Raw genomic sequence first — 13,870 nt, 5'->3', positions numbered from 1 at the left:
AAACCGGGTTTGAGAACGGTGAGACTCATTCGCCCGGTTCTCTGGAATATTGTTCTTCGGCAATTTTTTCAAATTCGGCTTTATCAATCGATCTGAATGATACGACTTGATTGGCAGACAAGAGTGCGGGTTGGTGGTTCTCGGGACGAAACAGGTGAACAGGTGTACGGCCAATAATCGGCCAGCCACCCGGGCTGCTAAAAGAATAGATGCAGCTCTGGTCACCAATGATACCGATCGAACCTGCCTCCACTTGCTGTCGGGGTTTTGGCAATCTGCCGATCTTGGTAATTTCCTCTTGGCATCGCAGATAAGCAAAACCAGGCATGAAACCGAGCATCGTCACAGTGAAGGACAGATTGTTGTGCCACGCAATCAATGCTTCGGGAGACATTCCCATTTTGTCGGCTATCCATTCCTGGTCAGGGGCGAATATTTTGTCATAACAAACTGGAACTGCGATGGGTTCTATTTGCGGCACTGCAGCGGCCAGCGGTTGCAGTAGTTGTTCACGAAGCAGGACGGACGCTTTATCCGGTGTGATCTGAGCAGGGTCAAACTGTACGGCAAAACTTTCTAGTCCGGGAACAATCTCCCGCCACACGGTTTGCTGCCTTAAGGCAGAGCTCGCGGCTTGAACGGCGTCGAGGTCGCCCAATTGGCAAAAAAGGGTGTCATCGCATATGTGAATGTCGACAATATTCACGCTTCCGGTGCCGCAATGGATATGCCTTCAAGCTCCAGTGCGCGCCGCATTGCCTTAGCGGTTTCCAGTGCGCCGTCGCTGTCGGAATGAAGGCATAGCGTTTCGGCAGGGATTATCTTTGGTGTATTACCGACCGCCGTGATGGGTTGCCCTTTGACCAAAGCCAGTCCCTGTTTCACGCGCTCGGTATCATTGGCGATAATGGCTCCTGCTTCCGTGCGAGAAACGAGGCGAGAATGCTGCGTATATTGCCGGTCAATAAATGCCTCGGCAATAAAACGAACGCCGTTTTTGGCGGCTTTTTCATGTATTGCAGATTCTGCCATACTGACCAGCGCCAGATTTTCCATGTGGGCGATTTCGACGAGGATGTCCGCTAGTATTTCATCGTCCTGCGCATCATTGTAAAGTGCGCCATGCGGTTTCAGATGCGTGATATCTGCCGCTACGTCTTTCGCTACAGCCTTGATTGCCTCCACCTGCTCCAGCAAACTGGCCTTCAATGTGGTAGGTTCAATAGTCATGCTCTGCCGACCGAAATTGGCTCGGTCGGGATAAGAGGGATGGGCACCAGCTGACACGCCTTTTTCTTTCGCGGCAACCAGCATGGCTCGCATCGTTTTTGCCGATCCGGCATGACCACCGCAGGCAATGTTGCAGCTGGAAACAACGTCCATAATGGCAATATCGCGCGCCATGGCTTCGGCGCTGTCGTCCTCTCCCAGATCAGCATTGAGGTCGATCGAGAAAGTCATGGCCACCATCCCAAGGCCCGGGCGATGAGCCGGACGCCCAACATGGTCGTGACCGCCAATATAATCACTCCGGCAATATTGCCCTTCCAGCCATTAACGTGACCGCCAAGTAAGGCTCTGTCATTGGCCAGTTTGATAAGGAAAAACGCGATGATAGGGAGGAGCAATCCGTTGGCTATCTGCGCAACGAAGATGATCTCCACCGGTTTGTAGTTCAGCAATGCGCCGAAAGTGCCGGACAAGATGACAAGCAACGCGCCGATCCTGAACGGGATACGTGATGCACCAGTGCTGGATTTGCCAAAAATCTCCTGCACAATATATCCAGTAGCAAGCGGCGCGGTAATGGCCGAGGTTAACCCGGCGGCAAACAGCCCGGCACCTAGCGTAGCGCTGGCAAAACTGCCGAACAGCGGATTGAGCTGCTCAGCCATATCAACTGCGTTGGAAATCTCTTTGCCGCTTCCGAACAGGCTGGCCGCCGCTGTTGCCAATATGGTGATCGAAACAAGTCCGCCGAGACCGATTGAAAAAGCGCTGTCCGTCTGTGCTTCGGCTAGATCATCCTCCTGTTTCCAGCGTTCCCGTACACTCGCGGCATGAAGGAACAAATTATATGGGACGATTGTTGTGCCAATCAGCGCAATGGCTGTTAGCAGCCCGCCTTGGGGAACGGAGGGAATGAAGCCGTTAAAAATTGCCGCCATGTCGGGGCGGGTGATCAGGAATGTCAGCAAGAAGGACAGGCACATAAACAGCACCATTGCTATCAATATCCGTTCTACCCAGCGCGGTTTGGAAAACAGGATGAGGGCCCCGGCAAGCAAGGCGATGGATCCAATTGCAAGGCTGCGGTTGTCAGAAAAGCTGCCGCTAAGCGCTTCGAGACCCAACAGTGCGCCAGATATATTGCCGGCCTCGTAAGCCGCATTGCCAAGAGCCAAGGCAGCGATAAGCAGCAAGGCCGCCAGCCACCGAAGGGACGGTGAAGCGACCGTTTGCATCATTGCCTCGGCGAGACCCATACGAGAAACTAGCGCGACCCTAACGGCAATCGACTGCAAAATGATGGTGGTCACGGTGGCAAAGGCAAGCGCCCATATCAATGCAAAGCCGAAATTCGCGCCGGCCAGGGTGCAAGCGGTAACCGTACCGGGGCCGATAAAGGCGGCGGAAACCAACATCCCCGGGCCAGGGCGATAACGGGCTATCTTCATGAAATATGCTGCAATCTAATCATTATTGATGACCTAACTCGCCCACGGCCAGGGCCGTTCCCTGAACCATTTTGTAATGACATATTTGGTGCCGCTACGCACTTTCATTCCGTGATGCAGGGTCAGATCATTGGCGCTGCCATCGGCGCCCATGTTGTTCCAGCACAATATGCTGCCAGTCTTTGGCACAAACTTCTTGTTCAGTTTGACGAAGCGCGTGGCCCCACCGGCGCTCGGTTCATTCAAATAGATCATGAATGTCCAGGTGCGTTGTCCAGATTCAGCGCAGAATTTCTCGAAATCCTGGCCATTGGGATCAAAATAGTCTGTATGGGCCTTGAATTCCTGTCCCTCCGCATAACGTTGTCCCTGCAACGGTTCACCAAAGGCAGGGTCAATATTGGCAAAGTTGCAGATTTTTTCATCCATTGCCGATACAAATGGATCATCATGATCCAGATCACAGGTCTCGCTGGTGCGAAAAAAATCATCACCGTTGGCATCGGCAATTGTTGACGGGCGGCGCTTTTCGTCAATGCGCTGGATAAGCTCCTCGCATTCACTTCGACCAATAAAATTTTTCAGCAGGCAAAGTTCAACGCTTTTGTTGGGATAGCGCTGTACCTTGCCCAACGCGACCAGATAGTCGGCAGAGGTGGTGTTTTGATCTGTCATCAAACGGTCCGAACTCATTCCTAATATGGTGCTCAGACTAAATGAAAATTCGCATGCTGCAACCGCTCTTTGCGGTCCGGCAGAATCGGGATATAGAAAAGCTAACCATGGCAGACACAAATCTAGATCACGGCGATAGTACTGGTGCAGAGCGCGGTTTCACGCTGGTGGAAATGATGGTGGCCCTGCTCATTTTTTCGCTGCTGTCTGTTGCCGGTGTTGTCCTTTTGCGCGGTGCAGTGAACAGTAATGAAGTTACCGACGCCAAACTCAGCGACATGGCGCAGATGCAGCGGTTCGTATCGTTGATGGAGGCGGATTTGAGTCAGGCGCTCCCGCGGCCGCATCGCAATGAAGAGGGGGATCGGGTTGCCGCCTTTGTGAGCGAAACCGGGTCGCAGAGCCGCGGGTTTTTATCCTTCTCCCGCGGCGGACAGAGCAATATCAACAATAAGCCGCGCTCCAATATGCAGCGTGTGTCCTATCAATTGAATGACGGCCGGCTGGAACGCCTGCAATATGAAGCAACCGATGGCGGTGCAGTGAGCGAGCCTGCGGTCTTGCTGGATGGCATAAGCGCACTTCAATTGCGTTTTCGCGACAAGAGAGGGCAGTGGGTTAGTCGTTGGCAGACGGAAAGGCTCAGCGATTTACCGCGCGCGGTCGAAATGCGATTTGATCAGAATGGGCGAAACTATCGTCATGTCTTTCTGATCGGGACCGGTTATTTATGAAGCCGGTTTACGTCGCAAAAAAAAGTGAGAGGGGTGCCGCGCTGCTGACCGTTCTACTTCTGGTCGCGGTCATCGCCGTGCTGGCCGCCCATGGGATCGACCGGCTGGCGGGCGCGACCAAGCTGGCATCCAATGCACGCGAGCTCAGCCAGGCCAAAGCGTATCTGATCGCTGCAGAGTCCATCGGCATGCAATCGGCCGAGCAGATTGTCAGTCTCTCGCCCGGCCGGACGACCAATCTTGGCGGCTGGAACGGTCAGGAACGTAAGTTTCCGGTTCCTGGTGGATTGATCACCGCAGCGCTCACCGATGGCGGAAACTGTTTTAACATCAACAGTCTGGTAAGTCAGACTGACGCGGTGTTTTCGGCTCGACCGGAAGGGCAAACGCAATTTGTCCGTTTGATGGAGTTGCTCGAAATCCCGCAAGGGCAGGCGGTTGAAATCGCTGATTCGGTTACCGACTGGATCGATAGCGATACAGTTCCATTTCCGCAGGGCGCAGAGGATGAATATTACGTGCAACTGGAGACGCCCTATCGCACCGCCAATGCGATCATGATGGATGTTAGCGAGTTGCGCACGATAAAAGGCATGACGAGTGATATATATGCCCGACTTGCGCCTTGGCTCTGCGCTTTGCCGACGACTGATTTGTCGCCGATCAACGTAAATACGCTCCGCCCGGAACAGGCTGTCTTGCTGGCGATGTTATCGAACAATCCCGATATTGTGCAAACCCGGCAATTTCTTGGGCGGCGGACGGAGACCGGTTATGGTAGCCTCAATGACTTTTGGGCAGAACCATTTCCCGCCGGTTTTCTGGCGCCATCACAGGTGCAGGGGCAAGTGAAATTGAAAACACGCTGGTTCAGGCTGGACATGGCTGTTGAAATGCAAAGCGCTCTGGTGGAGGAACGGGCCCTGGTCGATGCGGCCCGCCAGCCGGCGCGTCTGGTCCATCGTCAGCGCGGTGATGCGCTTTGATAATATGTCGCGATAAATGATCGCTGACAGGTGCGCTAAATACTTGACGGCTGCCCCCATGCATCCCTATGCAGCCCGGCGCAGCACATAGTTTGATGCCTTGCGATTATGGCGATCGTAGCTCAGTTGGTTAGAGCGCCGGTTTGTGGTACCGGAGGTCGGGGGTTCGAGACCCCTCGGTCGCCCCATTTTCAAAATCACATATCTCATATATTCAAATGGTTAGGGGTTCCGGGGATATCTTGGGGTGACAAAAGTATTTTGTAATATTATTACGTTTCTACCAAATTATGTTACTCATCAATTGAGGGGTTTTGCCAATGTCAGTAATGTGGGATTTGCCAGATTTTGACGGCCATGAAGCTGTCCATTTTTTTCACGATGTTGAAACCGGTCTCAGCGCCATTATTGCCCTTCATTCCACCCACTTGGGTCCCGGCGCTGGCGGCACACGCTTTTGGCATTATGAGAATCGCGAAACCGCTGTAACTGATGCGCTGCGTCTGTCGCGCGGGATGAGTTTCAAGAACGCGATGGCTGGACTGCCCCTTGGCGGCGGCAAAGCGGTCATATTGGCGGATCGCAATCGTACCAAGTCGCCCGAAATGATGGCTGCTTTCGGGCGGATGATCGATTCTCTGAGCGGTCGTTATGTAACTGCGGAAGATGTTGGCATCAGCACGGCCGATATGGTCGAGGTTTCCAAGCAGACACAATATGTCTCTGGACTGCCGGTGAGTGATCAAAGTGACGCTGGCGGAGATCCGGGACCATTTACAGCCATGGGTGTTTATCTTGGTGTTAAGGCTGCGGTGAAGCACAAGTTGGGCCGCGACAGCATGGAAGATATCCATGTTGCGATTCAGGGGGTTGGCAGTGTCGGCGGGGGATTGGCGCGCTTGCTGGCCGAAGATGGTGCGCGGCTGAGCATTGCGGACATCAACAAGGACCATGCGGCCAATTTAGCTGCGGAGATTGGCGCGACCGTCGTTGGCTTAAATGATGTGATGCGTCTTGAGGCTGATGTCTTTAGTCCCAATGCCTTGGGTGCGGTTCTGGACAAAGTCTCAATTGCGCAGCTCAACGTTCCGATCGTTGCTGGTGGTGCCAATAATCAGCTCGCGACACCGGAAGATGGACAGCGGATTTTTGACCGCGATATTCTGTTTGCGCCCGATTATGTCATCAACTCTGGCGGTATCATCAGCGTCGGCCTTGAATATCTAGGCGACAGCGACGTTAATGAGGTCAATAGGCGGGTTGCAAAAATCCCTGCACGATTGACAGAAATCTGGAAAGAAAGCGCAGCGAGTAAGTTGCCATCGGCAGAAGTCGCCGACAATATGGCTCGGGCGCTAATAGGCCGTTAGGTCTTTTTCTTTTTACCAGGTCGAGGCCCTTACAGCGACAGTAGGTAGCCTCGGTTTACACTGCGACTTGCATGAACTTGGGTTTGCTCGTCTGTTCTGAAGCGCTTTGGGCGAGTGGATAATTGCCTGGTGGCAAAGCCGCCAGTGGCATTCCTGCTGCTGCCAAGTCATAGGGCGAGACCCTGTGGCGGGTGCACAAACCGCCCGCGCCATCGCTAACCAATGGTGTTTCAAACTCGGTCGCGACCGTTGCTTCTTTTACCCTTATGACGGTGCTGATAACCAATTGTCCGCCGCCTAGGTCAAGTACCAACTGGGTACCGATAGGAACGCCGAGCAAACCTTCAAACCGGGCACCGGTTTTGGAAAGATCGCGCATGACAACATCATATCTGTGATCTTCATGAATGGCGCCAATTCGGCGGAATACCGTGCGCCTGTCGGGCCGGTATAAGTCGGGACCATCGGGCTCAATTTTGAAAAGCCCGGTTCCCAGATTTTCCTCGATTTCTTCAAGCTTGAGAGCCTTGGAGTAGATCCAGCCTTGAATATAGCGAGCGCCCTTTGAGCATACGAGGTCAAACTGATCAAAGGCCTCGACACCTTCGACCGTGGTTTCCATGCCCAGCGCTTCGGACAGGCTGACAATGGCGGCAATGATCTTGGCGCTGTTCTTGTCCTTCTGAGTACAGGAATCGACGAAACTCTTGTCGACCTTGATTTTGTCAAATGGTGCCGATCGCAGATAGCTGAGCGATGAATAGCCAGTACCAAAATCGTCAAGCGCCAGCCGGACGCCCAGCTCCTTCAAAATTTTGAACGTATTGTCGATGGTTTCACTATCGCCCATGAACACGCTCTCGGTCAGTTCCAGTTCCAGACGTTCAGGCTCGAGCCCACTGGATGCAAGGGCATTCATTACAATTTCCGGGAAGCCGCTATTGGCAAATTGAACAGCCGATACATTGACCGCAATGCGGACCGATTTGGGCCATTGCAGTGCATCTGTACAAGCTTTGCGCAGCGCCCATTCGCCCAGTTGATTGATAAGATTAAGTTCTTCCGCAATTGGAATGAAAACGCCTGGGCTAACTGCACCCCGCTCAGGATGGACCCAGCGCATCAACCCTTCGAATCCGACCACCATATGATCATCGGTGCGGACCACCGGTTGATAATGCAGTTCCAGTTGGTCATTATCGAGAGCATCGCGCAAGTCTTCAACCAGCAGTCGGCGTTCTTCCTCTTCATCCTTCAGATCTGCGGAGTAAAAGCGGAACTGGCCACGTCCTGAATTTTTCGCAGAATATAGCGCAAGATCCGAACTGCGAACCAGTTCGTCCTTTTCAACACCGTCATAGGGGGCAACGGCGATCCCGATGGATGTACCGATAACCGCGCTTTTATCTTCAATGGGATAGGGCTGTGAAACAATTTTCACTATTTTTTCAGCGATTTCACCGAGCTTCCCGCGATCATCCAGGTCCGGTAAAATGACCTGAAATTCATCACCGCCCAATCGTCCGATCTCACCGCGATCACCGATGATGGTGCGCATCCTTTTGGCAACTTGCTTAAGCAACTCGTCACCGGCTGGATGGCCCATTGTATCATTGACTTGCTTAAACCGGTCCAGATCAAGCATCATGATCGCGCAGCTGCGGTTGGCGGCCTTAAATGCGCCCAAGATTCCGGTGAGCTGAGTGTCCATGCGATGGCGGTTGGCAAGGCCGGTCAGGGAGTCAAATTCTGCTAACCGTGAATCTTCAAGCTTGCGCTGATACTCGACCGTAATATCCTTGGCGCTCCCGCGATATCCCTGAAACTCGCCTGAATCATCAAACTTTGGATGGGCTGATATCATCCACCAGGTTGGATGGTCGTCCTGACTCAATGTCGCTGGCACCCGCCGGACGACGAGGTCGCGAAGTTTGCTGCGCCTGCTGAGTTGGTAGTGAAGCGGACGATCTGATTTCTCATCTGGATTGTCCGGATCATTCTCAAAAAGCGCCGTTAAAGGCTGTGCCAATATTTCATCAACCGGCTTGTTCAGGTTTTCCGCTGCTTTTTCGGAAAGATAGACAAAACGGCCCTCTGCATCGGTCGCCCACAGCCAGTTTATCCCTGCTTGTTCAAAGTCATCCAGGACTTCCAGGCGTCTGGAATGGTTTTCAGATGTAATGACGGATATTGATTCAGCCGATGAACCATTGGAAAACGCCTTGAGTAAACCTTTGACTGCCATAGTTATTCTTTAACCTCAGCCCCACTGATAAGTTAATTCCGGTTTTGAGGTTCCGGGTTTAATGGCACATGGTTACGATAGCGCTAACGGCAGTTATTTAACTTTTGTTTTCTGGATCATCAATTTGGAGGGAGTTGGTGGATCGCGAACTGACCAGAAAAACACTTGTCGCTTTGCTGCAGTTCTGCCATCAAAAAATCAGATTCTACTGGTCGCACAGTAGCAAGAGGCAATGACCGTTTTTTAAATGCACGCTTACGCAAATCCTACCCGCTTTCTGTCGCTTGCCAGGCCGTTGACGCTTTGGTTTTTGATCCTTGGCCTGGCATTGATTACCATTGGTTCCACCTATGGCTTATTCTACGCTCCTGCCGACCGTTTGATGGGTGACAGCGTTCGCATTCTCTATATTCATGTTCCTACTGTTTGGCTGGCTATGGGCGGCTGGACTGCAATTGCGATCGCCAGTATCGTGCAGATCGCGTGGCGGCACCCACTGGCAGCGGTTGCGGCGCGTGCAGTGGCTGTTCCAGGTGCTTTGTTTACCGCCCTGGGGTTGATTACCGGATCAATCTGGGCGCGACCGACCTGGGGTACCTGGTGGGTCTGGGATGGTCGTGTGACATCAGTATTGGTGCTCTTTTTTCTGTATCTCGCCTATATTGCGCTGGCCTTTGCAAGTAGCGAAAAAGGCGGTGTATCACGGGTAACCGCAATTTTTGGTATCGTTGGCGCTATCAACATTCCCATAATCAACCGGTCGGTCGTTTGGTGGAACAGCCTGCATCAGCCAGCGAGTATTACGGTGGGAGGGTCTTCCATTGATAGCGCTTTTCTATGGCCGTTGCTGGTAAATGTTATTGGATTCAGTCTTTTGTTCGGGGCAATCGTATTGATGCGTATGCGCGGAATTTTGGCGGAAACCAAAGTCGAAGCGCGGCTGAAAAGGATGGCTGCAGAATGAATCACTGGCCTTTTGTAATCGCATCTTATGCGGTAGTGCTGCTCGGCACGGCAATCGTCATTTGGGGCAGCTATGCAGCCATGCGCAGGGCAGAAGCAAAGGCGAAACAATTGAGTAAACGTAAATGAAGGCAAAACATCAAAGACTGGCATTGGCGTTGCTTGCGCTGGTCGCTTTGGTCGGCGCGGGTCTGCTGGCGGCTTTCGCGCTGCAGGACCAGGCGAATTATTTTTATACGCCTTCAGATATCGTTGAAAAGCAACCTGAAGTGGGTCAGGCAATTCGCCTTGGCGGCATGGTTCAGAAAGGCTCCATCCAACGCGCCGATGATGGTGTAACCGTAACATTCACGGTTCACGACGGTGCTTCATTTCAGCCTGCAACATATACTGGCATTACGCCTGATCTGTTTGTCGAAGGATCAGGAGTCGTAGCGGACGGAAAGCTGACTGCCGACGGTCTATTTGTTGCCGACACGTTGCTTGCCAAGCATGATGAAAATTATATTCCGCGCGAGCTGAAAGGCATTGATATGACTGGTAATATTACGAGAACGGATACGCTGGTCGAATGATTGCAGAAGCAGGTCTTATCGCGCTCTGGCTCGCTGCCAGCATGGCGTTCTTACAATTTGCTTTATGCACCATTGGTCTGGTCAAAGGCCAGGACGAGTTTTTTGCAGCAATCAGGCCGGTGGCCATCGCCCAAGGCGTTTTGGTAGCCTTGTCTTTTTTGCTGCTGGTCTGGCTGTTTGTGCGGTCCGACATGTCGGTGAAGCTCGTCGTCGCCAATAGCGTTGCGATCAAGCCGTTAATCTACAAGATTTCGGGCGCATGGGGTAATCACGAAGGATCAATGCTTCTCTGGGTCGCCATCATGGGACTTGCCGGCGCATGTATTGGCATTTTTGAACGCAATCTCAAAACAAAGACTTTGGTGACGACCTTGGGCGCGCAAGCTTTTATCAGCATTGGTTTTTATGCCTATCTGTTGATTGCTTCCAATCCGTTCGAACGGATATTCCCGGTTCCGGCAGACGGGCAGGGACTTAACCCGCTATTGCAAGACATTGGGCTCGCTCTGCATCCGCCGACGCTTTATATCGGTTATGTTGGTTTATCGATCGCGTTCTCTTTTGCTGTGGGAGCCATGATCACGCGAGATGTCGGGTCAGAATTTGCAAAGGCTATGCGGCCATGGGTGCTCGGCGCATGGGTATTCCTGACACTGGGCATTACAGCCGGCAGTTACTGGGCTTATTATGAGCTGGGCTGGGGCGGCTGGTGGTTCTGGGACCCGGTTGAAAACGCTTCGTTGATGCCTTGGCTCGCTGCCACAGCTTTGCTGCATTCGGTTACCGTATTGGCAACACGTGATGGATTGCGTGCATGGACGCTGATGCTCGCAGTTGTTGCTTTCTCTATGTCGATGATCGGCACTTTCCTGGTACGTTCTGGCGTTCTTACCAGCGTTCACGCCTTTGCGGTTGACCCGGAACGTGGTAGCTTCATTCTCGCCCTGCTGGCCATTTATATCGGCGGTGCGATGGCTTTGTTTGCGCTGCGCGTTGGTACTGTCAAAGAAGGTTCCCAATTTGAACCTGTCAGCAGGGAAGGCGCTCTGGTGGCAAACAACCTTTTGCTATCGGCCATATTGGGTATTGTTTTTATCGGGACGCTCTACCCCTTGGTTGTAGAAGGATTCAGCGATGAGATGATCTCTGTCGGACCACCATATTTTAATCTGGCGACAGGGCCATTGGCATTAATTCTGGTGGCGATAATGGCTGCCGGGCCACTCCTGCGATGGCGCCGTGACCAGGCGAAAGCCTTGCTTAACCGGATTTCGATTCCAGTCTTTTTGACGGCAGCAGCGCTGTTTGCGCTGGTCATATTCACCTCATCAATGTCAGTTCTGCCCTTGCTGGGTCTCGCCTTGGCAGCAGGTATCGCCGTGGCGAGTTTTGCGCCGCTATGGAAACGCAACCTGCGCCGCACGCCGATGCATGTTTATGGCATGGTTCTGGCGCATTTTGGTGTGGCTGTTGCACTGGTCGGGATGGCGTCAGAAACCAGCTTCACTGAAGAAAAACTGGTGGCTGCGACGCCCGGTGATGAAATCATGGTCAACAACTGGAAGATCAAGTTCCAGGCTATTGAACCCGTGGCCGGTCCCAACTGGACTGCACTCGAAGCGCGCGTGACAGCGCAATATGAAGACGAAGCGATTCATGAGATCGCACCGCAAAACCGGATGTTTGCCTCTGCACAGATGCAGACTAGCGAGGCGGCTCTGCTGACCCGCTGGAACGGACAGCTTTATGTCGTTCTTGGTGACAGCGACGAGCAAGGGCGATGGCAATTGCGTATCTGGTGGAAACCGTTTGTGACGCTAATCTGGTATGGCGGTGTGTTGATTGCTTTGGGCGGGTTGCTGGCGATGGTCGGCCGTTTGCGCCGCGCGGTCCGTCAGAAGCGGCAGAGAGCCTATGCTGAGGCCGTGATATGAACCGCTGGCTGCTCTGGATTCCGTTGGTGTTGTTCAGCCTGTTTTTTGCGATCGTCGCAGGCGGCTTGATGAGGCCCAAGGATAATATCATTGAATCGAAAATGATCGGCAAACCGATCCCGGAATTTGCGCTGCCTGCTGCCATTGAACAGCGCCCGGCGCTGACCACTACTGATCTGGCTACTGGCAAGCCGCAATTGCTAAACATTTTTGCAAGCTGGTGCGTGCCCTGCATCGCAGAGGCACCGCAACTGCTTGCACTGGAGCAGGCAGGAGTATCGATCAACGGCATCGCCAGCCGCGACACGCCGGAGGATATCGCGAATTTCCTTAACCGATGGGGCAATCCTTATGTCCGGATTGGGACAGATGTGCGCAGCGCGGTGCAACTGGAACTCGGTTCATCGGGTGTTCCGGAGACATTCGTGATCGATGGTAATGGCGTGATTGTGCACCAACATATCGGTGATATCCGCAAGGAAGATGTTCCGGAACTGCTTGAAATATTGGAGAAAGCGGGATGACCAGATTCCTTTGCCTGCTCGCCTTGCTGTTCACGGCACCTGTTATGGCTCAAAACGCGCTCCCAGCGTCCCCTTATGCCCATCGACAGCTGGATGACCCGGCACAGGAGGAAAAAGCGCGCTCGTTGATGGAAGAATTGCGCTGCCTGAAATGCCAGAGCCAGTCGATTGCAGACAGCGATGCGCCGATGGCGGGCGATATGCGCAGTCAGGTGAGAGAACGCATTGCTGCTGGTGCCACGCCAGAGGAGGTGCGCAACTGGCTCATTGAGCGCTACGGTGATTGGGTAACCTACAATCCCCCGGTAAATGCGGTAACTTGGCCACTCTGGATTGCGCCAGGGGTATTATTGATACTTGCCATATGGCTCGCACGCGGTCTTTTTCGGCGGCGCAAAACAGATCAGAAGGATGCAGGCTGATGGGCTGGCTCATTCTACTCGTTATGATAATCGTACTTTTCGGTGCGCTTGTATTTTTGGGGAAATTGCCGCGGACCGCTTTTGAATTGACCGGAGCAGCTCTTTTGCTCGGCGTTGCGGGCTATGCTTGGCAGGCCAATCCAGGGATGGCGGGTGTATCGGTGGAACCGACCGAAAAGCCCAATAGTTTCGATGAAGCCAGTATCACGTCGCGGGAGGAAATGGGCCAGCGTTTTGGCACAGCGCGGGAATGGCTGGTATTTTCAGATGCCTTGAATCGCAGTGGCCGGCATGGAGCAGCGGCCAATTATCTGCGTAATGGGGTCAAGGAACACCCTAACGATCCCGACCTGTGGGTCGGATTAGGGAATGCCATAGTTGTTCATGCAGATGGTGTGATCACCCCTGCTGCCCAATTTGCGTTTCAGAAAGCAGCCGATATTTCTCCTGAGCACCCCGGACCGCCGTTTTTCCTTGGCATGGCCTATGCGCAATCTGGCAAGATTGATCAGGCGCGTGCGATCTGGACAGAGTTGTTAGATCGTAGTGCGGAAGATGCGCCATGGCGCAAGGATCTCGAGTCGCGTTTGGCGGCTATGGAGAAAATGCAATCCGCGCTGCCGATGCCTCAAAGCCCATCTGCTGGTAACTAAAATATAGGTATATCAGGAGGTTGATCGGCATATCTGTGGCTCTGGTTGCGTGCTATAGAGGCCCATGCTAATCGCGCGCGCTTGTCGAAACAGATGTGCGGGGGTAGCGCA

General features: G+C 53.2%; 15 protein-coding genes and 1 tRNA gene. 11 read left to right on the top strand and 5 right to left on the bottom strand.

Translation table 11 applies throughout. The features are described from left to right. Nucleotides 1-25: 25 nt before the first annotated feature. The 4 genes from AC6I9Z_RS13225 to AC6I9Z_RS13210 are packed head-to-tail and all read right to left on the bottom strand — an operon-like array spanning nucleotide 26 to nucleotide 3,353. Nucleotides 26-706, bottom strand: coding sequence for a 5-oxoprolinase subunit B family protein (locus AC6I9Z_RS13225; protein WP_461456253.1), 681 nt, complete (start codon nucleotides 704-706; stop codon nucleotides 26-28). Next, nucleotides 703-1,461 carry a 5-oxoprolinase subunit PxpA gene (gene pxpA / locus AC6I9Z_RS13220; RefSeq protein ID WP_461456252.1) on the bottom strand — a complete coding sequence of 253 codons (759 nt, stop codon included), beginning with the start codon at nucleotides 1,459-1,461 and terminating at the stop codon, nucleotides 703-705. Before pxpA ends, AC6I9Z_RS13225 begins: the two co-directional genes overlap by 4 nt. Beyond that, nucleotides 1,458-2,678, bottom strand: coding sequence for an Nramp family divalent metal transporter (locus AC6I9Z_RS13215; protein WP_461456251.1), 1,221 nt, complete (start codon nucleotides 2,676-2,678; stop codon nucleotides 1,458-1,460). Before AC6I9Z_RS13215 ends, pxpA begins: the two co-directional genes overlap by 4 nt. Before the next feature lie 33 nt (nucleotides 2,679-2,711). Then, nucleotides 2,712-3,353, bottom strand: coding sequence for a prolyl hydroxylase family protein (locus tag AC6I9Z_RS13210; RefSeq protein WP_461456250.1), 642 nt, complete (start codon nucleotides 3,351-3,353; stop codon nucleotides 2,712-2,714). 107 nt (nucleotides 3,354-3,460) lie between these two features. Here AC6I9Z_RS13210 and gspJ point away from each other — a divergent pair, with 107 nt between their 5' ends. The 4 genes from gspJ to AC6I9Z_RS13190 all read left to right on the top strand — a co-directional run bounded on the left by gspJ (nucleotide 3,461) and on the right by AC6I9Z_RS13190 (nucleotide 6,443). Continuing rightward, nucleotides 3,461-4,087 (top strand): type II secretion system minor pseudopilin GspJ, encoded by a 627-nt coding sequence (gspJ, locus tag AC6I9Z_RS13205; protein WP_461456249.1) that lies wholly within the window; start codon nucleotides 3,461-3,463, stop codon nucleotides 4,085-4,087. Then, nucleotides 4,084-5,073: a type II secretion system minor pseudopilin GspK gene (gene gspK / locus AC6I9Z_RS13200; RefSeq protein ID WP_461456248.1), complete on the top strand. Its 990-nt coding sequence runs from the start codon at nucleotides 4,084-4,086 to the stop codon at nucleotides 5,071-5,073. Before gspJ ends, gspK begins: the two co-directional genes overlap by 4 nt. 111 nt (nucleotides 5,074-5,184) lie before the next feature. Further along, nucleotides 5,185-5,261 (top strand) — tRNA-His (locus AC6I9Z_RS13195). Between the two features lie 132 nt (nucleotides 5,262-5,393). After that, nucleotides 5,394-6,443 carry a Leu/Phe/Val dehydrogenase gene (locus tag AC6I9Z_RS13190; RefSeq protein ID WP_461456247.1) on the top strand — a complete coding sequence of 350 codons (1,050 nt, stop codon included), beginning with the start codon at nucleotides 5,394-5,396 and terminating at the stop codon, nucleotides 6,441-6,443. Between the two features lie 55 nt (nucleotides 6,444-6,498). Here AC6I9Z_RS13190 and AC6I9Z_RS13185 read toward each other — a convergent pair whose 3' ends face one another. After that, nucleotides 6,499-8,688 carry a putative bifunctional diguanylate cyclase/phosphodiesterase gene (locus tag AC6I9Z_RS13185; protein ID WP_461456246.1) on the bottom strand — a complete coding sequence of 730 codons (2,190 nt, stop codon included), beginning with the start codon at nucleotides 8,686-8,688 and terminating at the stop codon, nucleotides 6,499-6,501. Nucleotides 8,689-8,935: 247 nt separating this feature from the next. Between AC6I9Z_RS13185 and ccmC the strand changes: the two genes are divergently transcribed. The 7 genes from ccmC to AC6I9Z_RS13150 are packed head-to-tail and all read left to right on the top strand — an operon-like array spanning nucleotide 8,936 to nucleotide 13,759. After that, nucleotides 8,936-9,652, top strand: a complete 717-nt coding sequence (gene ccmC / locus AC6I9Z_RS13180) for a heme ABC transporter permease CcmC (protein ID WP_461456245.1) — start codon at nucleotides 8,936-8,938, stop codon at nucleotides 9,650-9,652. Then, nucleotides 9,649-9,780: a heme exporter protein CcmD gene (locus AC6I9Z_RS13175; protein WP_461456244.1), complete on the top strand. Its 132-nt coding sequence runs from the start codon at nucleotides 9,649-9,651 to the stop codon at nucleotides 9,778-9,780. Before ccmC ends, AC6I9Z_RS13175 begins: the two co-directional genes overlap by 4 nt. After that, nucleotides 9,777-10,226, top strand: coding sequence for a cytochrome c maturation protein CcmE (ccmE, locus tag AC6I9Z_RS13170; protein WP_461456243.1), 450 nt, complete (start codon nucleotides 9,777-9,779; stop codon nucleotides 10,224-10,226). The genes AC6I9Z_RS13175 and ccmE overlap by 4 nt, the downstream gene beginning before the upstream one ends. Beyond that, nucleotides 10,223-12,160, top strand: coding sequence for a heme lyase CcmF/NrfE family subunit (locus AC6I9Z_RS13165; protein WP_461456242.1), 1,938 nt, complete (start codon nucleotides 10,223-10,225; stop codon nucleotides 12,158-12,160). Before ccmE ends, AC6I9Z_RS13165 begins: the two co-directional genes overlap by 4 nt. Further along, nucleotides 12,157-12,684, top strand: a complete 528-nt coding sequence (locus AC6I9Z_RS13160; protein WP_461456241.1) for a DsbE family thiol:disulfide interchange protein — start codon at nucleotides 12,157-12,159, stop codon at nucleotides 12,682-12,684. Before AC6I9Z_RS13165 ends, AC6I9Z_RS13160 begins: the two co-directional genes overlap by 4 nt. After that, complete coding sequence (locus AC6I9Z_RS13155) at nucleotides 12,681-13,106, top strand: cytochrome c-type biogenesis protein (RefSeq protein ID WP_461456240.1); 426 nt, start codon at nucleotides 12,681-12,683, stop codon at nucleotides 13,104-13,106. Before AC6I9Z_RS13160 ends, AC6I9Z_RS13155 begins: the two co-directional genes overlap by 4 nt. Then, the gene (locus tag AC6I9Z_RS13150) at nucleotides 13,106-13,759 is read left to right on the top strand and encodes a tetratricopeptide repeat protein (RefSeq protein ID WP_461456239.1); all 654 of its coding nucleotides are present in this window, start codon (nucleotides 13,106-13,108) and stop codon (nucleotides 13,757-13,759) included. The genes AC6I9Z_RS13155 and AC6I9Z_RS13150 overlap by 1 nt, the downstream gene beginning before the upstream one ends. Nucleotides 13,760-13,870: the final 111 nt, after the last annotated feature.

The organism is Parasphingorhabdus sp. (genome assembly GCF_059726685.1).
This window is presented reverse-complemented; position numbering and strand designations above follow the sequence as displayed.